This window comes from Modestobacter italicus (assembly GCF_000306785.1).
Taxonomy (GTDB): Bacteria; Actinomycetota; Actinomycetes; order Mycobacteriales; family Geodermatophilaceae; genus Modestobacter; species Modestobacter italicus.
Window position 1 is genome coordinate 259,689 of the sequence record NC_017955.1, and the last position, 25,580, is coordinate 285,268.

At 77.3% G+C, this 25,580-nt stretch carries 20 protein-coding genes; 8 read left to right on the forward strand and 12 right to left on the reverse strand.

The annotated features are described in order from the left end of the window. Positions 1–3,336 carry an ATP-binding protein gene (locus MODMU_RS01290; protein WP_014738339.1) on the reverse strand — a complete coding sequence of 1,112 codons (3,336 nt, stop codon included), beginning with the start codon at positions 3,334–3,336 and terminating at the stop codon, positions 1–3. 180 nt (positions 3,337–3,516) lie between these two features. Here MODMU_RS01290 and MODMU_RS01295 point away from each other — a divergent pair, with 180 nt between their 5' ends. Beyond that, positions 3,517–4,977: an FAD-binding oxidoreductase gene (locus MODMU_RS01295; protein WP_014738340.1), complete on the forward strand. Its 1,461-nt coding sequence runs from the start codon at positions 3,517–3,519 to the stop codon at positions 4,975–4,977. 67 nt (positions 4,978–5,044) lie between these two features. Here the strand turns inward: MODMU_RS01295 and MODMU_RS01300 are convergent, their stop codons facing one another. Both MODMU_RS01300 and MODMU_RS01305 read right to left on the reverse strand, forming a co-directional pair. Continuing rightward, positions 5,045–5,386: an STAS domain-containing protein gene (locus MODMU_RS01300; protein ID WP_014738341.1), complete on the reverse strand. Its 342-nt coding sequence runs from the start codon at positions 5,384–5,386 to the stop codon at positions 5,045–5,047. A gap of 34 nt (positions 5,387–5,420) precedes the next feature. Next, positions 5,421–7,127, reverse strand: coding sequence for an FAD-binding oxidoreductase (locus MODMU_RS01305; protein WP_014738342.1), 1,707 nt, complete (start codon positions 7,125–7,127; stop codon positions 5,421–5,423). Between the two features lie 15 nt (positions 7,128–7,142). On the opposite strand from MODMU_RS01305, the gene MODMU_RS01310 reads away from it, so the two are divergent. The 3 genes from MODMU_RS01310 (at position 7,143) to MODMU_RS01320 (ending at position 10,248) form a co-directional block, all read left to right on the forward strand. Continuing rightward, positions 7,143–8,678 carry a glycerol-3-phosphate dehydrogenase/oxidase gene (locus MODMU_RS01310; RefSeq protein ID WP_166503356.1) on the forward strand — a complete coding sequence of 512 codons (1,536 nt, stop codon included), beginning with the start codon at positions 7,143–7,145 and terminating at the stop codon, positions 8,676–8,678. A gap of 87 nt (positions 8,679–8,765) precedes the next feature. Next, complete coding sequence (locus MODMU_RS01315) at positions 8,766–9,413, forward strand: hypothetical protein (protein ID WP_166503357.1); 648 nt, start codon at positions 8,766–8,768, stop codon at positions 9,411–9,413. 37 nt (positions 9,414–9,450) lie between these two features. Then, positions 9,451–10,248: a methyltransferase domain-containing protein gene (locus tag MODMU_RS01320; protein WP_014738345.1), complete on the forward strand. Its 798-nt coding sequence runs from the start codon at positions 9,451–9,453 to the stop codon at positions 10,246–10,248. On the opposite strand, the gene MODMU_RS01325 is transcribed toward MODMU_RS01320, so the two are convergent. From MODMU_RS01325 to MODMU_RS01335, 3 genes are all read right to left on the reverse strand, one after another. Beyond that, positions 10,235–10,630, reverse strand: coding sequence for a TfoX/Sxy family protein (locus tag MODMU_RS01325; RefSeq protein WP_083869966.1), 396 nt, complete (start codon positions 10,628–10,630; stop codon positions 10,235–10,237). The two genes, MODMU_RS01320 and MODMU_RS01325, sit on opposite strands and share 14 nt — an antisense overlap. Before the next feature lie 39 nt (positions 10,631–10,669). After that, the gene (locus MODMU_RS01330) at positions 10,670–11,911 is read right to left on the reverse strand and encodes an MFS transporter (protein WP_014738347.1); all 1,242 of its coding nucleotides are present in this window, start codon (positions 11,909–11,911) and stop codon (positions 10,670–10,672) included. Between the two features lie 106 nt (positions 11,912–12,017). Further along, the gene (locus MODMU_RS01335) at positions 12,018–12,776 is read right to left on the reverse strand and encodes a MerR family transcriptional regulator (RefSeq protein ID WP_014738348.1); all 759 of its coding nucleotides are present in this window, start codon (positions 12,774–12,776) and stop codon (positions 12,018–12,020) included. A gap of 108 nt (positions 12,777–12,884) precedes the next feature. Between MODMU_RS01335 and MODMU_RS01340 the strand changes: the two genes are divergently transcribed. Next, a complete protein-coding gene (locus tag MODMU_RS01340) occupies positions 12,885–13,790 on the forward strand; it encodes a haloalkane dehalogenase (protein ID WP_014738349.1) in 906 nt (301 codons plus the stop codon). 46 nt (positions 13,791–13,836) lie between these two features. Here MODMU_RS01340 and MODMU_RS01345 read toward each other — a convergent pair whose 3' ends face one another. From MODMU_RS01345 to larC, 4 genes are all read right to left on the reverse strand, one after another. Continuing rightward, positions 13,837–14,400 (reverse strand): GGDEF domain-containing protein, encoded by a 564-nt coding sequence (locus tag MODMU_RS01345; protein ID WP_014738350.1) that lies wholly within the window; start codon positions 14,398–14,400, stop codon positions 13,837–13,839. 96 nt (positions 14,401–14,496) lie between these two features. Continuing rightward, positions 14,497–16,026: a sensor domain-containing diguanylate cyclase gene (locus MODMU_RS26625; RefSeq protein WP_014738351.1), complete on the reverse strand. Its 1,530-nt coding sequence runs from the start codon at positions 16,024–16,026 to the stop codon at positions 14,497–14,499. 60 nt (positions 16,027–16,086) lie between these two features. After that, positions 16,087–16,686 carry a TMEM165/GDT1 family protein gene (locus MODMU_RS01360; protein ID WP_014738352.1) on the reverse strand — a complete coding sequence of 200 codons (600 nt, stop codon included), beginning with the start codon at positions 16,684–16,686 and terminating at the stop codon, positions 16,087–16,089. Positions 16,687–16,853: 167 nt separating this feature from the next. Then, positions 16,854–18,059, reverse strand: a complete 1,206-nt coding sequence (larC, locus tag MODMU_RS01365) for a nickel pincer cofactor biosynthesis protein LarC (protein ID WP_014738353.1) — start codon at positions 18,057–18,059, stop codon at positions 16,854–16,856. 10 nt (positions 18,060–18,069) lie between these two features. Here larC and MODMU_RS01370 point away from each other — a divergent pair, with 10 nt between their 5' ends. Next, positions 18,070–18,717, forward strand: a complete 648-nt coding sequence (locus MODMU_RS01370; protein WP_166503358.1) for a class I SAM-dependent methyltransferase — start codon at positions 18,070–18,072, stop codon at positions 18,715–18,717. On the opposite strand, the gene MODMU_RS01375 is transcribed toward MODMU_RS01370, so the two are convergent. Both MODMU_RS01375 and MODMU_RS29880 read right to left on the reverse strand, forming a co-directional pair. Beyond that, a complete protein-coding gene (locus tag MODMU_RS01375; RefSeq protein ID WP_231851738.1) occupies positions 18,714–21,494 on the reverse strand; it encodes a diguanylate cyclase domain-containing protein in 2,781 nt (926 codons plus the stop codon). The genes MODMU_RS01370 and MODMU_RS01375 overlap by 4 nt on opposite strands. Before the next feature lie 101 nt (positions 21,495–21,595). Then, on the reverse strand, positions 21,596–23,350 hold the full coding sequence (locus tag MODMU_RS29880; RefSeq protein WP_014738356.1) for a GGDEF domain-containing protein: 1,755 nt from the start codon (positions 23,348–23,350) through the stop codon (positions 21,596–21,598). Positions 23,351–23,475: 125 nt separating this feature from the next. Between MODMU_RS29880 and pheA the strand changes: the two genes are divergently transcribed. Both pheA and MODMU_RS01390 read left to right on the forward strand, forming a co-directional pair. Then, a complete protein-coding gene (gene pheA / locus MODMU_RS01385) occupies positions 23,476–24,435 on the forward strand; it encodes a prephenate dehydratase (RefSeq protein ID WP_014738357.1) in 960 nt (319 codons plus the stop codon). A 175-nt stretch (positions 24,436–24,610) separates the two neighbouring features. Further along, the gene (locus MODMU_RS01390; RefSeq protein WP_197537370.1) at positions 24,611–25,546 is read left to right on the forward strand and encodes a quinone oxidoreductase family protein; all 936 of its coding nucleotides are present in this window, start codon (positions 24,611–24,613) and stop codon (positions 25,544–25,546) included. Positions 25,547–25,580 lie beyond the last annotated feature (34 nt).

The following is a 25,580-nucleotide window of genomic DNA, read 5'->3' on the forward strand; positions in this document are numbered from 1 at the left end:
TCAGCCGGCCAGCCGGGAGAGCCCGACGGAGGCCCGGCGCAGCTGGTGCGGTGAGCCGACCCGGTGCGCCTGGGCCTGCGCGGCCCGCCACCAGCGGGCCGCACCGGCGGGGTCGCCGCGGTGCTCGGCGAACCGGCCGAGCAGCTCGTCGTAGCTGCCCAGGCTGAACGCCGGCGTGCCGAGCACCGCCTGCCGGCCGCTGAAGGGCAGCAGCGAGGCGACGGCGGCGTCCCACTCCGGCTCGTCGTCGAGCAGCAGCGCGCTCTCCGCCTGCAGCAGGACGGCGACGTCGCTGGCCCAGTCGCGCACCTCGGTGCGGCCCCAGCGGCGGCGCAGCCGCCACGCCTCACCCGGGTCGCCGCCCTCCGCGGCGGCCAGCACCGCCATCTCCCGGAGCAGCGGGCTGCCCTCGTCGCCGGTCTCCACCAGCAGGTCGAGCACGGTGTCCAGCCGGCGCTCGGCCCGCCGCAGCGCGAACAGGTGGGCGGCCCAGGCGTGCCGGGCGTGCGGGGTGACCACCCGGTACAGGTCGTAGGCCTCGGTGGTCAGCTGCTCGGCGGCGGCCGCGTCCCCGCGCAGCCAGGCGGCGCCCGCGGCCTGCCAGAGCACGTGCGGGCGCACCTCCGGGCCGGACAGCGACAGGGCCAGCCGCCGCGCCGCCGACAGGTCCTCGTCGAAGCCGGCCACGTCGGTGAGGTGCAACCGGATCGCGGCGCGGTGCAGCCGGGCGAAGAACTCCGTGCGCCGGGGCAGGCCGTGCCCGGCCAGGGCGAGCGCCTCGTCGGTCGCGGAGAGCCGCAGCTCCGCCGCCCCCGGCCGCCCCCACACCGCGAGCCCGTAGTTGTTCAGCGTCCTGCCGAGCAGCTCCGGGTCGCCGAGCTCGCGGGCCAGGGCGATCGCCCGCTCCGCGTGCCGCACGCCCCGGACCAGGTCCTGGCTGAACGCCAGCTCGACCCCGAGCGTGCCCAGCAGCCGGGCGGTGCGCCGCTGCTCCTCGACGGTGGGCGGACCCCCGCCCGGGTCGTCGGCCACGAGCCCCTCGAGCACGCCGACCATCGCGCGGTCGACCACCCCGTGCGGCCGCCAGTTCCACAGCGTCACCCCGCCCCAGACCGCCGCGGCGTCGGCCAGCCGGCAGCGGTCGCCGGACGCCTGGGCCGCCGTGATCGCCTCGGCCACCACCTGCTGGGCCTCCAGCAGGTGGCCGCTGCGGAGCAGGTCGTTGCCGAGTGCGGTGAGCAGGTCCAGCCGGCGGGTGACGTCGACGGGCGTGCTGCGGGCGAGCAGCCCCAGCGCGCGCCGGGTGTGCGCGGCGGCCTCGTCGTGGGCCAGCCGGCGCCGGGCGGCCTCGGCGGCGCGGACCGACCAGTGCAGCGCCCGCGCCGGGCCGAGCACCGGGGTCGCCTCGACGAAGTGGTGGGCGAGCCGCTCGTCCAGCGCGTCCCCGGGCGCGCCCAGGGCGTCGGGACCCTGCCGTTCCAGCGCCTCCGCCACCCGCCCGTGCAGCCGGGCCAGCCGCAGCCGGGGCATGTCGCCGAGCAGCACCTCGCGGACCAGCGCATGGGTGAACCGCCAGGTCCAGGCCGCCTGGCCGTCGACGACGAGGCCGACGGCGAGCGCGGTGTCCATCGCGACCACGGCCTGCTCCGGTGGCGTGCCGGCGGCCTCCAGGAGGTCCAGGCCCGCCTCCCGGCCGAGCACCGCCGCGACCTGCAGGACGTCGAGGGTCTCGGCGGGCAGCCGGGCCAGCCGGGTGCGCAGCACGTCCCGGACCGAGGGCGGGACCGGCGCGCGGTCCAGGTGCAGGTCGTGCGCCCCCACCATCCAGCGGGACAGCTCCACGACGAAGAAGGGGTTGCCGCCGGTGCGGTCGTGCACCGCCTCGGCGAGCCCGCGGTCACCCGCCGTCCCCAGCTGCGCCGCCAGCAGCGCGGAGACGTCGGCGGCGTCCAGGCCGGCCAGCACCAGCCGGGTGGTGGAGGCCTCGCGGCTGATCCGGGTCAGGCAGAGGGCCACCGCGCCGGGGAGGTCCTCCCCGACGGTGCGCACGGTGACCACCAGCAGCACCGGCGCCCGCAGGTGGCGGGCGAGGAGCCCGAGCAGCTGGACCGAGGTGGTGTCCGCGCCCTGCAGGTCGTCGAGCACCACGAGCACCGGCCGGGGGCCGGCCGCCTCGGTCAGCCGGCCGCACAGGTCCTGGAAGAGCTGGAAGCGGGCGGCGTCGGCGTCGTCCTCGTCGCCGGTGCCGGCCGGCTCCAGCGGCGGCCGGCCCAGCTGCTCGAGCACCTGGGTCCACGGCCACAGCGCCGGGGCGCCGGCCTCGTCGGCGCACCGGCTCCAGGCCACCGGCCAGCCCCGGTCCCGGGCCAGGTCCGCGGCCGCCTCGGCCAGCCGGGTCTTGCCGATGCCGGCCTCGCCCTCGAGCACGACGAGCCGGGCGTGCCCGGCGCCCACCTCGTCGACGACCGACGTCAGCCGGGCCAGCTCGGGCAGCCGGCCGACCAGCGTGGACGCCGGCGGCGCCGGACCGCCGGTGACCGACGGCGGCAGCTCGGGCCGGGGCAGCCGCTGGACCAGCCGGGGGTCCTGGGTGAGCACCGCGCGCTCCAGGTCGCGGAGCTCGGGGCCGGGGTCGATGCCCAGCTCCTCGCGGAGCAGCGCGGCGCACCGCCGGCAGGCGTCGAGCGCCTCGGCCTGCCGGTCGGCCTGGTACAGCGCGGTGACCAGCCGCGCCCACAGCCGCTCCCGCAGCGGGTTCTCCGCCACCAGCCGCTGCAGGTCGCTGATCGCGGCCTCCGGGCGGCCGAGCGCCAGCAGGGCGTCGCAGCGCCGCTCCTGCGCCCGCACGTGCAGCTCCACGATCCGCAGCCGCTCGGTGGACGCGCCCGGGGCGTCGCTGAGCTCGGCGAGCGGCTCACCCCGCCACAGGTCCATCGCCCGGTCGAGCAGCGCGACCCCGCGGTCCGGGTCGCCGGCGGTCACCGCCCGGTCGCCGTCCTCGACGAGCCGGGTGAAGACCAGCAGGTCCAGGTCCTCCTCCGCCACCTGCACCGCGTAGCCGGGGGGCCGGGTCAGCAGCACCGCCGGTGCCTGGCGCGGGCCGCGACCGGGCTCCAGCGCCCGGCGCAGCTGGGAGACGTAGGACTGCAGCGTGCCGGTGACGGTCGGCGGCGGGTCGTCGCCCCACAGCGTGTCGACGATCCGGTCGATCCCGACCACCCGGCCCGGCTGGCTGAGCAGCAGGGTGAGCAGCGCCCGCGGCTTCGCGCCGACGAGCTCCACGACGCGGCCGTCCTGCCCGGTCACCTGCAGCGGGCCGAGGACGTCGAAACGCACGCCCGGAGTATGGAGTGCCCGGCTGCTCCCGGACAGGGTCTGCGGCCCGGTCCACCAGCGCGGTCACCAGCGCGGTCACCAGTGGACCACCAGTGCCCCGCAAGCCGCGGTCAGCAGGGTGGGTGCCGTCCCGACCACCCCGCGGCGTCGCCGCGGACCACCGGCGAGGAACCCCCCGCGATGAGCATCACCGCCCCCGTCCCCACCCCGGCCGACGACGTCCCCGTCCTGCGGCTGCCGACCCCGCCGCTGCCGACGCCGGCCGACGTCGACCTCCTGCGCGGCCGCGTGCACGGCCCGGTCTACCGGGACGGCGACGGCGCCGAGGACGGCATGGCCGCCGAGGTCGCCTGCTGGAACGCCGCCGTGGAGCACCGGCCGGCGGTGGTCGTCGGCGCGACCTGCGCGGCCGACGTGGTCGCGGCCGTCCGGTGGGCCGCCGAGCACCGGCTGGCCGTCGCCGTCCAGGCGACCGGGCACGGCCCGGCGCGCGCGGCGACCGGCTGCCTGCTGGTCTCCACCCGGCGGATGCAGGGCGTCGCGGTCGACCCCTCCCGGCGGAGCGCCCGGGTCCAGGCCGGCGTCAAGTGGGCCAAGGTGCTCGAGGCGGCCACCGAGCACGGCCTGACGCCGCTGGTCGGGTCCTCCTCGGACGTCGGCGCCATCGGGTACACCGTCGGCGGCGGCATGGGCCCGCTCGGCCGCAAGCACGGCTTCGCCGCCGACCACGTGACCGCGGTCGAGGTCGTCACCGCCGACGGCGTGCTCCGCCGGGCCAGCGCCGACGAGGAGCCGGAGCTGTTCTGGGCGGTGCGCGGCGGGAAGTCCAACCTCGGCATCGTCACCGCGATGGAGATCGGGCTGGTGCCCGGGGACGCGCTCGTCGGGGGAGGGCTGTTCTTCGCCGGCGAGGACGCCGCCGCCGTCCTGCACGCCTTCCGGACCTGGGCCCCGGCCCTGCCGGAGGAGGTCACGCCGTCCCTGGCGGTGCTCCGGCTGCCGGTGCTGGAGGAGCTGCCGCCGCCGCTGCGCGGGCAGACCGTGGTGCACCTGCGGTTCGCCTCGACCGGGCTGGACCCCGCCGAGGCCGACCGGCTGCTGGCCCCGATGACGACCGCCGGGCGCATCCTGCTCGGCTACGTGGGCCCGATCCTGCCCACCGAGCTGGACAGCGTGCACGTGGACCCGGTCGACCCGATGCCGGTGTGGGAGAAGGGCATGCTGCTCCGCGAGCTGCCGGCGGAGGCGGTCGAGGCGTTCCTGGCCACCGCCGGCCCGCAGCAGCAGGTGCCGTTGATCGCCGCGGAGCTCCGGCTGATGGGCGGGGCACTGGGCCGCCCGCCGGCCGTGCCGAACGCGGTCTCCGGCCGGGACGCGGCGTGGTCGCTCTTCGTCTGCGGGCCGGCCGCGCCGGGGCTGACCGAGATCGTGTCGGCGGCCGGTCGCGGGGTGCTGGCGGCGCTGCGGCCGTGGGCGGCACCCGGCTGCCTGGTCAACTTCCTGGGCGACGTCGCCGGGCCCGACGAGGTCCTCGCCGCCTACCCGCCGGCCGTGGCCGAGCGGCTGCTGGAGGTCACGGCGCAGGTCGACCCCGACCGGGTGTTCAGCCACGGCTACGCCGTCACCGAGCGCGCCGCCTGACCGCAGCGCCCTGCCGCCCCGCTGCTCCCGCCCCTGACCCCGGCGGGGCAGCGGGGCCGGCACGCGCTCAGGCGGTGGTCGGGGTGCCGTTCGTGCGGGGCAGCAGGCTGGACAGCCCGGCCCGGGCCAGCACCGGCCGCAGGTGGTCGGGCAGCGCGGTCAGCTCCAGCTCCCCACCGCGCCGGCGGGGCTTGCGGGCCAGGTGCACCAGCAGCTCGAGCCCGGCCGGGCCGAGCTCGGTCACCGCGCCCAGGTCGGCGCGGGCCGGCCAGGAGGCGGGCGGCACCAGCAGGCGGAAGCGGCGCACCACCTCGCGGTCGACGGCCCCGCTGAAGCGCAGCAGCGGCCCGGTCGCGTCCTCGGCCCAGACGACCTCGCCGCCCGGACGGGGGTCGCTGTCCGTGGCCATGTCGGTCCGGTACCCCCACCGAGGTGCCGAAACGTCAGTCGGGCAGCAGCACCCCCGGGTTGCAGATGCCCTGCGGGTCGAGCCGCTGCTTGACGCTGCGCAGCACGTCCACGCCCAGCGGGCCGATCTCCTGCGCCAGCCACGGCCGGTGGTCGGCGCCGACCCCGTGGTGGTGGGTGAGCGTGCCGCCGGCCGCCAGCAGCGCGTCGGTGGCCGCGCGCTTGGCGGTGAGCCACTGCTGGATCGGCAGGTCGTCGTCCCGGTCGGCCAGCACCGTCAGGTAGAGCGACGCGCCGGTCGGGTACCCGTGGGACACGTGCGTCATCACCAGCGGGCGGCGGCCCGGGCCGGTCAGCGCCCCGCGCAGCGCCCGGCGGACGGCGTCGTAGACCCCGGGCAGCGCGCTCCAGGTGGCCGCCGTCTCCAGCGTCTCGACCAGCAGCCCGTTGTCCAGCAGCCGGTCCCGCAGGTAGGGGGCGGCGAACCGGTGCCGCACCCAGGACCTGCCGACCCGGCTGCCCAGCCGCACCGCGCCGCCGTCGCGCAGCACCGAGGAGGCCGCCGACCGGCGGGCGCGGACGATCGTCGGCAGCCCCTCCCAGCCGACCACCAGCAGGCAGCCGGCACCGCGCCGCCGGGCACGCAGCGTGCCCCGCAGCACCCGGGCGCCGAGGCCGCCGGACTGGCGCAGCGAGACCCGGGTCTCGTCGGGGTCGGACAGCCGGACGACGTCGGGCAGGAGGTCGTGCCGGGCCAGCCGCTGCAGCGCCGCCAGCCCCGCCGCCCAGCTGCGGAACGACCAGCCCTCGTACTGCGAGCTCCGCGGCCTCGGCCGGACCCGCAGCCGCAGCTCGGTGATGACGCCGAGGGTGCCCTCCGACCCCAGCGCGAGGCCGAGCAGGTCGGGGCCGGCCGCCGACGCCGGCGGGTTCCCGAGCTCCAGGACCCCGGACGGCGTGGCCAGGGTGAGCCCGGCGACGAGGTCGTCGAAGCGGCCGACCCCGGTGGAGGACTGCCCGGCCGACCGGGTCGCCGCGTACCCGCCGAGGGTGGCGAACTCCCAGCTCTGCGGCAGGTGGCCGAGGGTCAGCCCGTCGGCGGCCAGCGCCTCCTCCAGCGCCGGCCCGCGCATCCCCGGCCCGACGGTGACCAGCGCCGAGGGCACGTCCAGCCCCCGGACGCCGGCCATCCGGCGCAGGTCGACCGCGACCACGGGCCGGTCGTCGGCGTCGGTGCCGGCCAGGCCGCCGACCACGCTGGTGCCGCCGCCGAAGGGCACGACCACCACGCCGAGCTCGCCGCAGGTGCGCAGCAGGGCGGCGACCTGCTCGGTGCCGTCGGGCAGCAGGACGGCGTCCGGGGCGTCGCTGGCGTCCCCGCCGCGCCGCCGCAGCAGGTCGAGGTAGCTCTTGCCGCCGGCGTGGCCGAGCCGGGCGTGCCGGTCGTCGAGCACGGCGTCCTCGCCCAGCAGCGCGACGAACCGGGCGCGGGCGTCCGCGGGCAGCCGGGAGGGGGCCAGCCGGATGTCGCGCACCGGCACCGGCGGCGTCGGTCGCGGCGTCCAGCCCAGCTCCCGCGCCAGCAGCGCGCGCGCGGCCCGGGGCAGCCCGTCGCCGGAGTCCGGGGCGAGCTCCAGCACGCCGTCGTCGGGGGCGGTGGCGCCCTCCCGGGCGGCCACCGTCGCGACGCGGTCACCCGAGGGGCCCCAGCCCTGGACGGTGAGTTCGGGGAGGTCAGCCACGGCTACAGTCTGCCGGTGCCCGGGCGCCGCTCGACGGACCTCCACCTCCCCGGGGTGCTCGGCCCCCGGCGGCGCGCCCGCGACCTGGCCGTCCTGACCGGCTCCGGCGTCGACGTGCTGGTCGTCGGCGGCGGCGTCACCGGCGCCGGGGTGGCCCTGGACGCCGCGGCCCGGGGGCTGACCGTCGCGCTGTGCGAGCGGACCGACCTGGCGGCCGGCACCAGCCGCTGGTCGTCCAAGCTGGTGCACGGCGGGCTGCGGTACCTGGCGCACGGCGAGCTCGGCCTGGCCCGGGAGAGCGCCCGCGAGCGCGCCGTCCTCATGGGGGTCACCGCGCCCCACCTGGTCCGGCGGCTGCCGTTCCTGGTCCCGGACGCCGCCGGCCGGGACGTCACCGCCCTCGCCGCCCTGGGCGGCCGGCTGGGCGACGCGGTCCGGGTCTCGGTGCGCGGCGGGCGCCGGTCGCTGCCCGGCACGTCGCGGGTCCCGGCGGGCGAGGTGTCCCGGCTGGTGCCCGCGGTCCGGGCCGGCCGGGGCGGCGTCGTCTTCTGGGACGGGCAGCTGGTGGACGACGCCCGGCTGGTCGTGGCGCTGGCGCGCACCGCCGCGGCGTACGGCGCCCGCGTCCTCACCGGGGCGACGGTGACCGGGGTCGACGGCGACCGGGTGCAGCTGACCGTCGACGGCACCGCGACGACCGTGCGCGCCGGGGTGGTGGTCAACGCGACCGGGGTGTGGACCCAGCGGCTGGCGCCCGAGGTCCGGCTGGTGCCCTCGCGGGGCTCGCACCTGGTGCTGCCGGCCGCCCTGCTGGGCTCGCCGACGGCGGCGCTGACCGTGCCGCTGCCCGGCTCCCGGTCCCGGTACGTGTTCGCCCTGCCCCAGGACCGCGGGCTGGTGTACCTGGGCATCACCGACGAGCCGGTGACCGGGCCGGTGCCCGACGACGACCCGGTGCCGAGCCCCGCGGAGGTGCAGCAGCTGCTGGCCACGGTCAGCCAGGTGCTCGACGTGCCGCTGGTGCCCGGCGACCTGGTCGGCGCGTACGCGGGGCTGCGCCCGCTCGTGCTGCCCGCCTCCGCCGGCACCGGGCCCGGCGACGCCACCGCCGACCTCTCCCGCCGGCACCTGCTGCGCTGGGACGGCCCGGTGCTCACCGTCGTCGGCGGGAAGCTGACCACCTACCGCGCGATGGCGGCCGACGCGGTGGACGCCGTCGTCGTCCGGCTGGGCCGGGGTGCCCGCCGCTCGCCGACCGCCCGGCTGCCGCTGGTCGGCGCCGCGCCGGCCGGCACGCTGGCCCGGGTCGACGCCCCGGCCCGGCTGGTGCGCCGGTACGGCACCGAGGCGCCGGTGGTGGCGGGGCTCGGGGGAGGTCCGGTGGTCGAGGGGCGGCCGGAGACGCTGGGGGAGCTGAGGTTCGCGGTGCGGGCCGAGGGTGCACGCTCCGTGGCCGACCTGCTGGACCGCCGGACCAGGATCGGCCTGGTGGGAGCCGAGCGGGCGGCGGCGGTGGACGCCGCGGCGTCGGTGATCCGCTCCGAAGGGTGACCGGTCCGGGTCAACCCCGGCGGTGTGGTGCCGATGACAGCTCTGCAGGGGGACGAACGGGCGTCACTGCACGACGGGGGTGGCGACGTGAGCGAGCTCGCGAGTGGACACGGCCGGGCGACGGGGACGACGACACCGTCCTCGTGGTGGTTGGTCGACGCCGAGCAGCGGGTCCTCGCCGGGCCGTTCGGCAGCCGGCTGGACGCCGCGCTGGCCGAGCTCTCCTCCCCGGGCGTCGAGGTCGCGCCGCTGTACCCGGCGCACGGTGTCCGCCGGGACGACGGCACGCTGGCCTCCCGGTTCTCCCCGGACGATCGAGCCTGGCTGGCCCACCTGTCCGACCAGCTCGACCGGCTCGCCGACGACTGGGACGCCCTGATCGACGACGCCGACCCGCTGACCGGGCTGGTCTGCGAGGTGGCGGCCGCGGTGGCCGAGGCCGGCCTGCCGCTGCACGACTGCGCCGGGCGCACCGAGAGCCGGCAGCTGGGCGGGGTCTGCCTGACCCCCGCGCCGGGCGAGCACGGGGTGCTCGTCTCCTGGACCCAGCACGACCGGATGGCGCTGGGCCGGGTCCGCGGGCACGCCGCCGACCTCGCCGCGCAGGACGTCATGAACCACGCGCTCGCCGGGGTGCTGGCCGCCTTCGGCTTCGAGCTCGAGCCGTTCGGCGACGCCTCCGGGCACATCGTGCGGGCTGCCGGTTCGCCTTCAGGTCTCACTGAGTGGGAATGACTTCCCACTGAGTGGACCGGTACGAGAGCATCGCCCCGTGGACACCTACACCCACGGGCACGCCGACCCGGTCCTGCAGTCCCACCGCTGGCGCACGGTGGAGAACTCCGCCGGGTACCTCGCCCCGCACCTGCGCCCCGGGCTGGACCTGCTCGACGTGGGCTGCGGCCCGGGCACGATCACCGTCGACCTCGCGGCCCGGGTGGCGCCGGGGCGGGTGGTCGGGCTCGACGTCTCGCCGGCGCCGCTCGACGAGGCGCGGGCGGCGGCCGAGCGCGCCGGGGTGGACGTCGAGTTCGCCGTCGGCGACGTCTACGCGCTGGAGGCGGCCGACGGCTCCTTCGACGTGGTGCACGCCCACCAGGTGCTGCAGCACCTCACCGACCCGGTCGCCGCGCTGCGGGAGATGGCCCGGGTGTGCCGGCCCGGCGGGCTGGTCGCCGTCCGGGACGTCGACTACGCGGCCACCACCTGGTTTCCGGCGAACCCCGGGCTGGACCGCTGGCTGGCGCTCTACGGGCTGGTGGCCCGCCGCAACGACGCCGAGCCGGACGCCGGACGCCGGTTGCTCTCCTGGGCGCACGCCGCCGGCCTGCGCGAGGTGACCGCCACGACGTCGGCCTGGTGCTACGCCTCCCCGGCCGAGCGCGCGTGGTGGGGGAGCTCCTGGGCCGGGCGGGCGACCGCGTCCGCCTTCGCCGAGCAGGCCGTGGCCTACGGCCTGGCCTCCGCCGGTGAACTGGCGGCGATCGCCGCCGCCTGGCAGGAGTGGGCGGCCGCCGACGACGGCTGGCTCGGCATGCTGCACGGCGAGCTGCTCATCAAGGTGACGTGATGGAGCGGCCCCCTCGCAGGGGCCCGCCGCGAGCGTGCGAGCGGTGGGGGGCGAGGGGGTCCTTCTGCCGGGCGACGTCGCGGCCGACGGCCACCCAGCGGCGGAGGGCGTCCTCGTCGTCCACGACGTCGTCGGTGACCCGCAGCCAGCCGTCCATCTCCTTGCCCCGCATGACCATGCGCGCGACGCCGTCGGCGGCGGTGAGCTCGTCGGCCCGGGCGGGATCGCAGCGCACCATCAGCCCGCCCTTCCCGCTGGCGGCCACCGCGAGCGACCCGTCGACCAGGAACGCCAGCCCGCCGAACATCGCCTTCTCCGTCACGCCCGGCTCGGCCGACAGCGCGGCGCGGACCCGGTCGGCGAGCTCCCGGTCGTAGGTCATGCCGGGAGCGTCCCGCCCGGCGGTGCCCCGCGGCAAGGGTCAGGCCGGCGCCGGCAGCTCGTCGGCGTGCGCGACGTGCCGCAGCGAGCGCCAGATGAGCACCACGAACACCGCCGAGCCGGCGAAGGCGAACCAGAACGGGGCGGTGACCCCGGCGTGCTGGGCGAGCACCCCGCCGATCGCGGAGCCGACCACCAGGCCGCCGAAGACGCCCACCAGGTTCACGCTGCCCACCCGGCCCTGCAGCGGCTGCGGCACGGCGCGCTGCCGCACGGTGATCGACGTCGTCCCCCAGACGAAGGCGTGCGCGCCGAAGACGAAGAACACCGGCAGCGCCACCCACGGGCTGGAGGTGAGCGCCAGCGCCAGGTGGGTGAGCGTCTCGATGACCAGGCCGATCCGCATCAGGTCGCCGAGGCTGACCCGCCGGGTGATCCAGCCGTAGGCCAGCGTCCCGGCCACCCCGCCGGCCGCGCTGACCGTGGTCACCAGGCCGAACCCGATCTCGCCGAGGCCGAGCCGCTCGGTGGCGTAGAGGACCAGCACCGACCAGGCCGCGCCGAAGGTGACGTTGAAGATGGTGATGGTCAGCACGAGGGTCCGGACGGCGGCGTGGTGCCGCACCCAGCGCAGCCCCTCGGTGATGTCGTGCCGCAGCGCCCGCCGCGGCCCGGCGTAGGGCTCGCGCGGCGGGAGCACGACCCGGGTCACCAGCACCGCCCCGAGCAGCACGACCAGCGCCTGCACGCCCAGCGCCCAGGCCGCACCGACGGTGAACAGGGCGGCGCCCAGCGGCGGGCCGGCGAGCTGGTTGACCGTGACGAAGCCGGTATGCATCCGCGAGTTGGCCACCGCGAGGTCGCTGCGGACGACCAGCATGGGCAGCAGCGTCTGCGCGCTGTTGTCGGCGAAGACCTCGGCGGTGGCCAGCACGAACAGCGCCGCGAGCACCGCGACGATGGACACCGCGTCGGTCGCCACGGTCAGCGTCAGGACCGCCAGGACGACGGCCCGGCACAGGTCGACGGTCGCCACGATGAGCCGGCGGTCCAGCCGGTCGGTCAGCGCCCCGGCGAGCAGGCCGAACAGCAGCGGCGGGAGCCACTGCACGGTGGCGGCCAGGGCGACCAGGAAGGCGTCGTCGGTCATCGAGGCGACCAGCAGCGGGCCCGCCGCCAGCGCGATCCCGTCGCCCAGGTTCGACGTCCAGGACGAGGCGAGCAGCCAGCGGAACCCGCTGCCGAGCCGGGCCGGCGCGACGACCTCACCGATGCGGCTCACGAGGAGAGGACCTTAGCCGGGCTCAGCGTCCGGTGTGCGGCGGCGAGTGACAGCCCAGCGTGGCGCGGGGACGCCGCGGGCCACGCCGAGCTGCCACTCGGTGCGGTCAGCCCTGCCGGGCGGCGTTGGCCTGGACGGCGGTGCTCACGTACTGCGCCAGGCCCGGGGCGATGTCGTCGTAGTGCGCGGTGAACCGCGGGTCCTCGACGTACATCCGGCCGAGCCCCGCGTGCATCTCCGGCGGGCAGTCGTAGAACCAGCGGCTGATGTGCTGCCGGTGCTCCTCGGCCAGGTCCAGCGCGGTCGCCGCGTCGGCCGGGACGCCGGACCGCAGCGCCTCGGCGAACCGCTGCTCGACGCCGGCGGCCTCGGTCGTGATCCGCAGCCAGTCGTCCTTGGTGTACGCCGACGTGCGCCGCCGCGACTGCGCCCAGGCCTCGGTGTCGCCCCAGCGCTCCTCGACCTCGGCGTCGTACTGCGCCGGGTCGCGCTCGCCGAACACCTCGAACCGCTCCTCCGGGGTCAGGGAGATCCCCATCTGCCGTGCCTCCATCTCCTTCTCGACGGCCGCGACCATCGCCTGGGTGCGCTCGAGCCGGTCCCGCAGCAGTCGGTGCTGCCGGCGCAGGTGCGCCGCGGGGTCGGCGTCGGGGTCGTCCAGCAGGGTCGCGACCTCCTCGAGGGGGAACCCGAGCTCGCGGTAGACCAGCACCTGCTGCAGCCGGTCCAGGTCGCGCCCGTCGTAGCTGCGGTAGCCCGCCGACGTGCGCTCGCTGGGCCGGACCAGCCCGATCCGGTCGTAGTGGTGCAGCGTGCGCACCGTGATCCCGGCCAGCCGGGCCAGCTCACCCACCGTCCAGCTCATCGCCCCTCCTCCCGTTGACAGCGCCCACGCAACAGCCTGACGCCACGTCAGGGTCAAGCGCCGTCCACCGAAGGCGTGCTTTCAGTGGGGACGGGGCACTGCCGGGGCATGGCCGACCGCTCGCCCGTGCCCGCCGAGGACCCCTTCCCCCGATCGCGCGTGCGCCTGGGGGAGCAGGAGATGGCCTACGTCGACGTCGGGACCGGCGACCCGATCGTCTTCCTGCACGGCAACCCGACGTCGTCCTACCTGTGGCGCAACGTCATCCCGCACGTGCAGCACCTCGGGCGCTGCCTGGCCCCCGACCTGATCGGCATGGGGGAGTCCAGCAAGCTGGCCGACCCGGCGCCGGGCAGCTACTCCTTCGCGTTCCACGCCGGGTACCTCGCCCGGTTCCTGGAGCACGTCGAGGCGACCGAGCGGGTGACGTTCGTGCTGCACGACTGGGGCTCGGCGCTGGGCTTCGACTGGGCCGCCCAGCACCCGACCGCGGTCCGCGGCATCGCGTTCACCGAGGCGATCGTCAAGCCGTTGCTCTGGGCGGACTGGCCGCAGGACGCCAAACGGGTCTTCCAGGCGATGCGGGGGCCCGACGGCGAGCGGAAGGTGCTCGACGAGAACGTGTTCGTGGAGAAGGTGCTGCCGGCGTCGGTGCTGCGCGGGCTGTCCGCCGAGGCGCACGACCGCTACCGGGCGCCGTTCCGGGCGCGGGAGGACCGCTGGCCCACGCTGGAGTGGCCGCGGCAGATCCCCATCCAGCACGAGCCGCCGGACGTGCACGACGTCGTCGACCGGTACGGCCAGTGGCTGGCGCACTCCGACGTCCCGAAGCTGTTCGTCAACGCCGAGCCGGGGTCGATCCTGGTCGGCCGGCAGCGGACCGTCGTCCGGCGCTGGCCGGCGCTCACCGAGGTCACCGTGCCGGCGGCGCACTTCGTGCCGGAGGACGCACCCGACGAGCTCGGCGCCGCCCTCGCGTCCTGGCTCCCGACCCTGCCGACGCCCCGGGCATAGGAAGCGTTGCACCCGGTCTCGGGGCCGGAACCGGGTGCAGAGCCTCCTATGCCTGCCGGACGGAGCGCAGCGCCTCGTCGGCCGCCGCGAGCAGCGACTCCGGGGACGAGGCGCGGCCGGACAGCGCCACCCCGGCGCTCAGCCGGAGCAGGGCGCGGACGCCGGGGACGGGCTGCAGCGGCTGGTCGAAGGCCCGCGCGACGCGCTCGGCGAGGCGCTGGGCGTCGGTAGCGGCCCCGATCCCGGGGCAGAGCAGGACGAAGGTCTGCGCGCTGGTCCGGGCGACGACGTCGCCCTGGCGCACCGCGGCGACCAGCCGGCGGGCGGCCTCGGCGCGCGCCGCGTCGGCGACGGCCGGGCCGTGCTGGTCCTCCAGCGAGCCGATGCCGTCCAGGGCGCAGCAGAGGACGGCGAGCCGCCCGCTCTGCGGACCGGCGGCGGCCAGGGCCAGCTCCAGCCGGTCGACGAGCAGGCTGCGTACCGGGAGGCCGGTCAGCGGGTCCGGCACCGTCCGCTGACGCAGGCGCTGGGCGAACTGGCGCTGCGCGGCGACGACCGCCGCGCTCTGCACCAGCACGTCCTGGGACTCCTCGAGCCTGATGGCGTCCATCTCTGTCTCCGGTTCTGAGTCGGGGCCGGCTGCCTGCCTCCTCCAGGACGTCGGCAGCACGGCGGGAGGGCTTGAGCGGCCGTTCCCCCAGAGGGGTCACCGGCAGGCGCGCCGGCCCTGCTTGACCCGGTACATCGCCTCGTCGGCGGCGGTGAGCAGGGTCTCCGGGGTGGCGCCGGGCCCGGACAGCGCGACGCCGACGCTGATGCCCACGGCGTGCGTCGTCCCCGGCCCGGAGTGCAGCGGCTCGGTGAGCGCGTCGGTGACCCGGGCGGCCAGCAGGCCGGCCGCGGCCGGCCCGTCGACGTCCGGGCACACCAGCACGAACTCGTCGCCGCCGATCCGGGCGACGGTGTCGCCGGGGCGCACCGCGGCGGACAGCCGGCCGGCGGCCTCGACCAGGACGGCGTCCCCGGCGGCGTGCCCCCAGCCGTCGTTGACGGCCTTGAAGCCGTCCAGGTCGCAGTACAGGACGGCGAGCGGATCGCCGCTGCGCGCCGCGGTCGCCAGGGCCAGCTGCAGCCGGTCCACCAGCAGGCTGCGGTTGGGCAGGCCGGTGAGCGGGTCGTGCAGGGCGGCCGCGCGCAGCCGGCCCTCCAGCTGCCGCTGGGCGGTGATGTCGACCATGGTGACCACGGCGCCGAGCAGCCGGCCGGCGGGGTCGCGCACCGCGTCGCCGCTGCAGGACACCAGCCGGGCCGGCAGCCCGTCCGGGGCGATGGTGATCTGCACGTCCTCCAGCCGGCCCTCGCGGAGCAGCCGGATGAGCGGCACCTCCTCCGGCGGCAGCAGGTCGCCGTCGACGGTGCGCAGGGCGTAGCGCTGGGGGAGGTCCTGCGGGGTGAGCGTCGGGTCGCCGTCGCTGCCGTGCCACAGCCGGCTGACCCGGTTGAAGGCGGTGATCCGGCCCTCGGCGTCCACCGCGGCGACCGCCACGGGCAGGGACTCCAGCAGGGCGGTGTCGAAGGCGCGGGCTGCGCTGAGCTCGGCGTGGGCCGCGGCCAGCTCGGCCCGCGCGGCCTCGCTCGCCCGAGCCAGCCCCGCGGTCTCCTGGCTGTGCCGGTGGCGCTCGAGCAGCGCGACGACGACGTGGCCGAGGTCGGCCAGCCGCTCCAGCTGCCCGTCGGTGAGCTGGTGGACCTCCCGGGACTGCACGCACAGCGTGCCGACCAGGGCGTCGGACAGCTGCAACGGCACCATGGCGTAGCCGCGGACCCGGTCCCGGCGGCCGTCGACCCAGGGGCTGTCGGTGAACCGCGGGTCGGCCCGCAGGTCCGCGGCGTGGAAGACGCCGCCCACCCGCAGCGCCCGGTCGCACAGCGACTCCGCGCGCGGGGTGACCAGGCGGTCGAAGCCCTGGCTGGCCAGCTGGACCTGCGAGGCGGTGTCGAGCAGGTTGATCGTCGCCATCGGCATGCCGGAGACGGCGGTCGCCACCCGCACGACCGCCTCGAGCTCGGCGTCGGCGGGTGCGGTGTCCAGGTCCAGGACGGCGGTGCCCGTCGAGCGCAGCAGGGAGGCGGCCGTGGCGACCGCGTCCAGGTGGAGCGGCAGCGCGTCGGTGCCCTGCAGCGTCGTCACGTCGTTCCCGTCGTCGTCGAGCAGGCCGGGGGTCCGGCTGCTCACCGTGCAACGGTCAGGGCGACGGCGATCTTGAACGGTACCGTTCCGGATCACCCCGAGGGGTCAGCCGACCAGCTCGCGGACGGTCTCGATCACCGCGACGACCGCGAAGACCAGGAACAGGCCGGCGGCGATGCGGTGCAGTAGGGCGACCGGCAGCCGGTCGGCGAGCTTGCGGCCGAGGAAGGCGGCGAGCCCGGAGATCACCAGCAGCGCCGCCCAGGAGCCGACGAACACCGACACCGGCTCGGCGTAGCGGGCCGCGAGACCGGCCGTGGCCAGCTGGGAGAGGTCGCCCCACTCGGCGGCGAAGAGCACGCCGAAGGAGATGGCGGCGGCCCGGAAGAACGAGGTGTTCTCCCGCGCCTGCGCGGCCGCCTCCTCGTCCTGGGCGCCCTTGCGGGCCTCGCGCCACAGCAGCACGGCACCGGTCAGGAACAGCACGGCGACGACGGCGCTGACCAGCGCCCCGGGCAGCAGCGCGAGCAGCGAGCCCGCGGTCACCGCGATCGCCACCTGGAACCCGAAGGCGGTGCCGACGCCGACGAAGACCGGCAGCGGCGGGAACCGGGTGGCCAGCACGAGGGTGGCGAACAGGGTCTTGTCCGGCAGCTCGACGGGCAGGATCAGCACGAAGGCGGCCAGGACGACGGACAGGACCACGGGGTTTCTCTTCCTCTTCGCGCAGCCGGACGGGTGCGCGGCGGCCTCCGACCGGCAGCGCACCAAATGGGTGGACTGCTGGGCGGAAGGTCTCGCCCACCCGCGGCGGCGCGGGCCCGCTGACCGGGCGCGCGTGCGCGCCAGCATGTCGACCAGCGGTCGGGGGGCTACTCCCCTTCTCGGTCCAGGAGCGTAGCCGACGCCCCCGGGTGGGCCCGGTGCGCCGCGGCGGTGGCGGCGCGCAGCACCTCCTTGACCGGCAGCTCCAGCTCCCGGGCCAGCGCGGCGACGTCCTCGAACTCGACGCTGACGTTGACCACCCGGCCGGCCGACCGGGCCACCTTCACCCCGACCCGGCCGCCGAGCACCGGGACGCTGCCCTGCTCGCGGTCCAGGGCGACCTTCTGCACCGGCTGCACCCGCATCCCGATGGTCGACGTCGTGGCGACCACGACGTCGGTGACGGCGGACCGCACGGCGGGCCGGCACAGCACCGACAGGGTGTGCGCGGGCCGGCCCTTCTTCATCAGGATCGGGGTCAGCCAGGCGTCCGACGCGCCGGCGGCCAGCAGCTCGGCGAGCACGCCCGGCCACAGCCGCGGGTCGAGGTCGTCGACGTTGGTCTCCAGCAGCAGCCCGGCCGCCGGCGGCTCCTCCACCGGGTCACCGAGCACCAGCCGGACGACGTTGGGGTGCTCCACCGGGTCCCGGCCACCCGCGCCGCTGCCGACCCGCCGGACCCGCATCGCCGGCAGTGTCGTCCACTCCTGGACGTGCGCGGCCAGCAGCGCGGCGCCGGTCGGCGTGCACGCCTCCGCAGGGACCGGCCCGGCGACCACCGGCAGCCCGGCCAGCAGCTCCAGCACGGCGGGCCCGGGCACCGGGACGACGCCGTGCGCCCCGCGCGCCGACCCGCTGCCCAGCGCGACCGGGGAGGCGGTGAGCCGGTCCAGCGCCAGGTGGGCGAACCCGGCGACGACGCCCACCACGTCGGCCAGGGCGTCCAGCGCGCCGACCTCGTGGAAGTGCACCTCGTCGGCGGGCACCCGGTGCACCCGGCCCTCGGCGACCGCGAGCCGCTCGAAGACCCCCAGCGCGCCGTCCCGGACGACGGGGTCGAGGGCGGCGGCGGCCAGGATGCCGCGCACGTCGGCCCAGGTGCGGTGCACGTCGCTGGCCGGCGCGTGCACGTGCACCCGGGTGGCCCCGAGGCCGTGTCGGGTGACCTGCTCGACGGTGAGCCGGACCGGCTCGACGGGCAGCGCGGCGACCGCGCCGGCGAGCACCGGCAGCGGCACCCCGGCGTCGACGAGGGCGCCGAGCAGCATGTCCCCGCTGGCCCCGGCCGAGAGGTCCAGCCACCCGATGGTCACGGCCGCCATTGTGGACACAACGGCGACGACGACGGGTGCGGAGGGGGAGGCGGTGGCGCACTTCGACGAGCCCGGCGCGTGGAGCCGGTACAACGCCACGCAGGTGGGTCGCCCGCCGCGGGCGCTGGCGCGCACGCTGCTGCAGCACGCGGGCGACGGGGACGGCCGCCTCGCCCTCGACCTGGGCTTCGGTGCGGGCGTGGAGACGGCGCTGCTGCTCGACCGCGGCTGGCGGGTGCTGGCGGTCGACGCCGACCCGGCGGCCGGGGACTCGCTGCGCGCGCGCCTGCCCGCCGAGCAGGCCACCCGGCTCACCGTCCGGACCCGGGCGTTCGCCGACCTCGACGACCTGCCGGCGGTCCAGCTGGTGCACGCCGCCTGGTCACTGCCCTACGCCGGGGTGCACCTCCACCGGGTGTGGGACGCCGTCCTGGCCGCGCTCACCCCGGGCGGCTGGCTGGCCTGCGACCTCTTCGGGGAGCGGGACACGACCTCGGACGCGCGCGACGTCGCGGTCCTCGCCGACGCGGAGGTCGAGCGGCTGCTCGCCCGGCTGGACGTCGTCCACCGCGAGGAGCAGGAGGCGGACGGGACGTCGTTCGACGGCCCGCAGCACTGGCACGTCCACTCCGTCGTGGGCCGGCGCCGCCCGGACTAGGGGCGCGCGGTCCGGCGGGCGATGCGGGCGGCGAACACGCCGGCCGACCAGCCGTTGTCGATGGCGCTGACGACCACGCCGGGCGCGGCCGAGTTGAGCATGGTGAGCAGCGCGCTGAACCCGCCGAAGGAGCTCGCACCCTGCCCGGCCGACGTCGGGACGGCGACCACCGGCACCTCGGTCAGGCCGCTGACCACGCTCGCCAGCGCGGCGTCGAGGCCGGCGACGACGACCAGGCAGTCGACATCGGTGAGCAGCGAGGGATCGGTGAGCAGCGGGCGGAGCCGGCTGCCGCCGACGTCGTCCACCCGGACCACCTCGCTGCCGGTGACCCGCGCGACGAAGGCCGCCTCGGCGGCGACCGGGGTGTCGCCGCTGCTGGCGCACAGCACGCCGACCCGGCCGACCGGCTCGGGCACCGGCCCGACGGCGGCGGACATCGCGGCGTGGTCCATGGTCGTGTAGGCGTCGTGCTCGCTGGCCAGGGCCACCAGGGTGTCCGCGCTGGCCCGGACGACGACGGCCGGGTGGTCGGGGTGCTCGCGGCGGGCCTCGCGGACCAGCGCCAGCACCTGCTCGGTGCTGCGGCCGGTGCCCCAGATGACGTCCGGGCCGGTGGCGAGGACCGGCTCGCGGGGCGCCGGCGGGGCCGGCGCAGTGACCACCGGGGGCGCGGGGGCCACCGGCTCGACCCGCCGGCCGGCCGGACGGGGGGCCGGGCCGCCGAACAGCTCGTCCAACGGCGTGCGCGGCCGGACGGGGCGCTCCTCGGCGTCCGGGACGACCGCCTGGGCGGGCGCCTCGGCCGGCTCGACGAGCAGCGGGGCGAAGCCGCCGGCCGCGTCGGCCGGGTCGGTCGCCCGGTCGTCGGTGAGGTCGTCCAGCGGGGAGGCGCTCATGCCCTCCATGATGACGGCCGGCGCGGCGGCGTCCGGGACGCTCGTCGGCGGGGCCGCCGTGTCGAGCGGCTCGGCGTCCAGCGTGGCCACCTCGCGGGTCTGGGTGACGCCGGAGAGCCGGACCACCCGGTCCCGGCCGGCCCGCTTGGCGTCGTAGAGCACGCCGTCGGCGGCGGCGAACAGGGTGCGCCGGTCGTCGCCGCGGGCGGCCTGGGCGATGCCGACGCTGATCCGCACCGGCACCTCCACACCCAGCGCCGACCAGTCGTGCGCGGCGATCGAGCGCCGGATCCGCTCCATCGCCCGCTCGGCCTGCTCGGCGGTGGTCTCCGGCAGCAGGATGACGAACTCGTCGCCGGCCCAGCGGCAGACCTCGTCGGTGTCCCGGCAGCCGTCGACCAGCAGCTGGCCGACGGCGCGCAGCACGGCGTCGCCCCCGGGGTGCCCGGCAGCGTCGTTGATCGCCTTGAACCGGTCGATGTCGACGACGGCCAGCGCGGGCACCGCGCCGGAGGAGAGCAGCCCGTCCAGCCGCGCCTCGGCGTACCGGCGGTTGGGCAGGTGGGTGAGCGCGTCCTCGTAGGCCTGCCGGCGCAGCTGCCCGGCGGCCCGCTCGGTCTCCAGCAGGCTCTTGCGGCGGCCGAACAGCTCGACCCAGCGGGTCCGCCGCTCGTCGACCCGGTCCAGCTCGTCGGCCAGGTAGGCCTGCAGGTAGGGGAGTGCCCGGGCGGCGTCGTCGAGCTCGGCGTGCAGCGTGCACAGCTCGCGCAGCGCGGCCCGGCGCAGCCGGGGCAGGCCGTGCTCGGTGGCCAGCGCCAGCGCCGCGGCCAGGTGGTCGTCGGCGTCCCGGGGCTCGCCGGAGCGGCGCAGCGCCCGGCCCAGCCCCAGCTCGGCGGAGGAGAGCAGCGCCCGGTCCGCGGACGCCGCGGCGGCACCGACCACGCCGCGCAGCAGGGCCGTGTTTGCGGCGTGCTCGCCACCGCCGACCAGCGCCCAGCCGCGGACCACCTGCGCGTCGAGCACCGCCGGGTCTCCGGCCGGCAGCTGGTCCAGCGCCCGGTCGGCCAGGACCCGCGCCTGGGCGAAGTGCGGTGCGGCGGCGTCCGCGCTGCCGTCGTCGAGCAGGCTCTCGCCCACCTCCGTGCAGAGGGCGGCGAGCCGGGTGGCCGCCTCCGCGGCGAGCGCGGTCGCGGCCTGCCGCTCGGCGTCGCCGACCCGGTCGCCGGGGCGGTCGGCGATCGACGCGGCGGCCTCGGCGGCGCGGGACTGGTAGTCCAGCGCGAGCGGCATCAGTTCGAGGTCGGCGAGCACCGCGGCCAGCGAGCCGAGCGTGTGCACCAGCAGCGGGGTGACCGGCAGGGCGGGGTCGAGCAGGCTGGCGGCCTCGACCGCCTCGTCCATCGCTGCGTCGACGCGGCGGGAGAGCAGCTCGATCCGGGCGTGCCGGGCGAGCCCGGCGGCGCGCTGCAGGTCGTCGTCCTGGGCGTCGAACGCGGCCCGGGCGGAGCGGACCAGGGCGATCGCCAGGGCGGCGTGGGTGGCGGACTCCGAGCGGCCGTCGCGGACCGGCGACCCGGCCGGGACGGCGTCGCGGCCCCCGACATGCAGGTCGAGCGGGCCGTCCTGCTCCGGGCCGCCCTCGACCAGCGGCTCACCGAGCAGCGAGTAGCCGGCCAGCCGGAGCCGGCGGACCAGCAGCTCGGCGCGCAGCGTGTCGGCCCAGGCGCGGGCCAGGGAGGTGAGCGGGGCGCCGCCGCGGTCGGCCCCCGGCGTGGGCGGCAGGTCGCCGTCGACCTCGGCGAGCAGGGCCTCGGCCGTGTCCAGCTGCCAGTTCTGCAACGCGGAGCTCACCTGCAGGTGCAGGGGTCCCGGTGGCACCAGGGCAGCCTGCCTGCTGGTCCCGGCCGTGTCACGCACCGGGGCGCTGGCACGCCGACGGACCCCGGTCTGCACACCTGCGCCCCGGGCCCGGCGCAGGCTCATGAGGCGACCTCGTTGTCCTCGAACGCCCAGCCCGGACGCCGGCGCGCGCTGCCCAGCACCTCGGCCACCAGCTCGTCGACCGAGCCCGCCGGGCGGGTGGCGGGGGCGTCCACCGGGGCGGCGGGCAGCTGGCCACCGGCCGCCCGCACCCGGTTGCGGCCGCTGCGCTTGGCGGCGAACAGGTGCAGGTCGGCCGCGTCGAACAGCTCGCGCCAGCTCCGGACCCCGGTGGAGGTGGCCACGCCGATGCTCACCGTGACCGGACGGCCGACGTCCAGCGCGGCCCAGTCGGCGTCGGCGACGGCGCTGCGCAGCCGCTCCATGGCGACCACCGCCTGCGGCTCGGCCGTGCTCGGCAGCACCACGACGAACTCGTCGCCGGCCCAGCGGAACACCTCGTCGCCGGTGCGGCAGTGCTGGCGGAGCAGCTCGGCGACCCGGCGCAGCACGGCGTCGCCGTGCAGGTGCGAGTGCTCGTCGTTGACCGCCTTGAAGCCGTCGACGTCGACCACGGCCAGCGACACCGCCTCCCGGTCGGTCCGCAGCTCGCCCATCCGGCGCTCGGCGCTGCGCCGGTTGCCCAGGCCGGTGAGCGGGTCCTCCAGCGCGTGCCGGCGGAGCACGGCGGTCTGCCGCTCGGCCTCCCGCAGCCGGCTGCGCCGGACGAACATCTCCGCCCACAGCTCCCGGCCGGGCAGGTGGGACCGGCTGGTCTCGGCCCGGTAGGCGTCCAGCCAGTGCATCGCCTCGACCGTCGAGCCGACCGCGGCGGTGGCCCGGCCCAGCTCGAGCAGGCACTGCCGGTAGCGCCGCCGGTCACCGGCCGCGGCGAAGGCGCCGGAGGCGCTCACCAGCAGCTCGACGGCCTCCTCGCCGTGCAGCCGGCCGAGGTCGGCGTCCCGGACGCAGAGCCGGCTGAGCAGCCGGGACAGCACCAGGTCGGTGTAGCCGACCAGCCAGAGGGCGGGGTCGCCGGACTGCAGGTGCCGGCGCACCCGGCGCAGCGGGAGGAGCGCGTCGTCCAGCTCGCCGCGCAGCGCGATCGCCCAGGCCTGGACGACGTCGAGCAGGTCGCTGTCGGGGTCGGTCGGCTCCCAGGGCAGCTCGCGGGCGCTGGTCGCGCAGCGGACCGCCACGTCGGCGAGCTCGCGGGAGCGGACCGCGTCGCCGCGGCGGTGCACGGTCTGGGCGAGCTCGGCGTGCTGCTGGGCGCACAACCGCAGCAGCTGCCACTGGTCGCCGAGGTCGGGCAGCGCGCCGGCGACCCGGACGCCGCGCAGCGCCTGGGCGACGGCGAGCTCCTCGAGGTCCAGCCGGGTCAGCGCCAGCGACAGCCAGTGGTGCGCCTGGTGCAGCGGCCGGCTGGGGTCCTCGGCGGACACCTGGTCGGCCAGCAGGCTGGCGTCGACGGCCAGGTGCAGCGCGACGTCGAACCGGTCGGCGGTGACCTCGACGTGCGCGAGGTAGGCCAGCGTCAGGGCCCGCTCGGCCGTGGGGGAGCAGCGCTCCAGGGCGGCCCGGGCGGTGGCGACCTCGGTGGCCGAGCCGGCCACGTCGCCGGCGAGCAGCGCGGCGCGCGCGGTGAAGGCCGCCGACCAGGCGTCCCAGCAGGGCTCGCCGGAGCCGGCCAGCGCGTCGGCGACGTCGGCGAGCTCGGCGGAGAAGACCCGGGCGTCGGAGGGGTCGCTGGCCGACAGCAGCCGCCAGCGGGCGTCCTCGAGCAGCTGGTCGTCGACGGTGCCCGGCCTCACGCGTCCCTCCACTCAGCTGTCAGGTCACGCATCCTGCACGTGTCCGGCCGGTGGCGAGGCAGCTCCCCCCGCCCCGGGGACCCGACGGGGGTCGGTCTCCGGGACGGCCGCACTACCCTCACCGGATGCCCAGTGCAGGACACAGCGCAGCGCCGACGGGGTTCGCCTATCTGGGGCCTGAGGGTACCTTCGCCGAGGCCGCGCTCGCCCACCTCACCCGGTCCCTGGGCGCGGTCGACCGGTCGGCGCAGCCGCAGCCGAGCGTCGGTGCCGCGCTCGCCGCGGTGCGCAGCGGCGCGTGCCGGGCGGCGCTGGTGCCGATGGAGAACTCCGTCGAGGGCTCGGTGCCGGCGACGATGGACGGCCTGGTCGACGGCGACCCGCTGGTCGTCACCCGGGAGGTCTTCCTGCCGGTGGGCTTCGTGCTCGCCGTCCGCCCCGGCACGACCACGGGCCAGGTGCGCACCGTGGCCAGCCACCCGCACGCGCTGGCGCAGTGCCGGGCGCGGATCGCCGAGGTGCTGCCCGGCGCCGAGGTCGTCCCCACCGCCTCGACGGCCGACGCCGCGCGACGGGTCGCCGCCGGCGAGCACGACGCGGCCGTCTGCGCCGCCATCGCCGCCGAGCGCTACGGGCTGGACGCGCTGGTGGCCGACCTCGCCGACCACCCCGGCGCGGTCACCCGGTTCGTGCTGGTCGAGCAGCCCGGGGTGCTGCCCGAGCCCACGGGGGCGGACAAGACCACGGTCACCGCGGTCATCGCCGACCGCACCGGCGCGCTGCTGGACCTGCTCGCCGAGTTCGCCCTGCGCGGCATCAGCCTCACCCGGATCGAGTCGCGGCCCACCCGGGAGCGGCTGGGGGTCTACTCGTTCTCCATCGACTGCGAGGGCCACGTGGCCGACGCGCGGGTGGGCGACGCGCTCGCCGCGCTGCACCGGCTCTGCGCCGAGGTGCGCTTCCTCGGCTCCTACCCGCGGGCCGACGACCACCCCGGCAAGCCGGTCGACGAGCACGTCGGGGACGACGCCTTCGCCGGTGCGCAGGCGTGGCTGACCCGGGTGCGGGAGGGACGGGCGGTGTGACGCCGCCGTCCTGGACCCCGCACTCGTCGCCATGGTCACCGAGTGTGCGGCATGGTCGACACAAAGCAACAGCTTGCGGTGGAACAGTTCGTCACATCAGGCACATCGGACGCTCTGGTGTGTCGCTGCACGTCGCCGCCGTGGCGACGTGCTAATGGACACGGAGGGTGCCGGCATGGCGCAGCACTGGGTGGCGACGGACTTCGGCGGGCTGGACGTGTTCGAGCTGGTGGACGTCGACGTCCCGCCGCCGGGGCCGGGGGAGGTGACCATCGCCGTCACCGCAGCCGGGATGAACCCCGCGGACGCCAAGCGCGTCGCCCGGCCCGGCGACCGCAGCACGCTGCCCATCCCGATCGGGTACGAGGTCGCCGGCCGGCTGACGGCGCTGGGGCCGGACACCGAGATCGGCTCCGGCGGCGGGGAGGTCGGTGACGAGGTGCTGGCCTTCCGGATCGCCGGCGGGTACGCGACCGAGGTCACCGTCCCGGCGTCGGCGGTCTTCGCCCGGCCGGCGTCGCTCGCGCCGGAGGAGGCCGCGAACCTGCTGCTCGCCGGCTGCACGGCCGCGGAGATGCTGCACGTGACCGGCGTGGGCGAGGGCGACACGGTGCTGCTGCACGGCGCCTCCGGGGCGGTGGGCGTCAGCGTGTTGCAGCAGGCCCGGCTGCTCGGCGCGCGGGTGGTCGGCACCGCCGCCGCCGACCGCGCCGACGTCGTCCGGCGGTTCGGCGGCGAGCCGGTGCGCTACGGCGACGGCCTGGCCGACCGGGTGCGGGCGCTGGCCCCGGACGGCGTCGACGCCGCGCTGGACGCCGTGGGCACCGACGAGGCCGTCGACGTGTCGCTGGAGCTGGTCGCCGACCGGCAGCGGATCGTCACGGTCGCCGCGATGGGCCGCGCGGAGGAGTCCGGGTTCCGCGCCATCGGCGGCACGATGCCGGCGAGCGCGGCCTACCGCGACTCGGTGCGGGCCCGGCTCGTCGAGCTCGCCGGCCAGGGCGAGCTCGTCGTCCCGGTGGCCCGCACCTTCCCGCTCACCGAGGCGGTCGCCGCGCTGGAGCTGCTGCAGGGCGGCCACCCCGGCGGCAAGCTCGCGCTGCTGCCCTGACCGTTTGCGCTGGAGTGCACTCCAGCTCCTAGCG

Coding starts and splice junctions, on each gene's coding strand:
- MODMU_RS01295 (WP_014738340.1), top strand. CDS start 3,517: ATGAGCATCACCGCCCCCGTCCCCACCCCGGCCGACGACGTCCCCGTC.
- MODMU_RS01300 (WP_014738341.1), bottom strand. CDS start 5,386: ATGGCCACGGACAGCGACCCCCGTCCGGGCGGCGAGGTCGTCTGGGCC.
- MODMU_RS01325 (WP_083869966.1), bottom strand. CDS start 10,630: ATGACCTACGACCGGGAGCTCGCCGACCGGGTCCGCGCCGCGCTGTCG.
- MODMU_RS01335 (WP_014738348.1), bottom strand. CDS start 12,776: ATGAGCTGGACGGTGGGTGAGCTGGCCCGGCTGGCCGGGATCACGGTG.
- MODMU_RS01340 (WP_014738349.1), top strand. CDS start 12,885: ATGGCCGACCGCTCGCCCGTGCCCGCCGAGGACCCCTTCCCCCGATCG.
- MODMU_RS01345 (WP_014738350.1), bottom strand. CDS start 14,400: ATGGACGCCATCAGGCTCGAGGAGTCCCAGGACGTGCTGGTGCAGAGC.
- pheA (WP_014738357.1), top strand. CDS start 23,476: ATGCCCAGTGCAGGACACAGCGCAGCGCCGACGGGGTTCGCCTATCTG.
- MODMU_RS01390 (WP_197537370.1), top strand. CDS start 24,611: ATGGCGCAGCACTGGGTGGCGACGGACTTCGGCGGGCTGGACGTGTTC.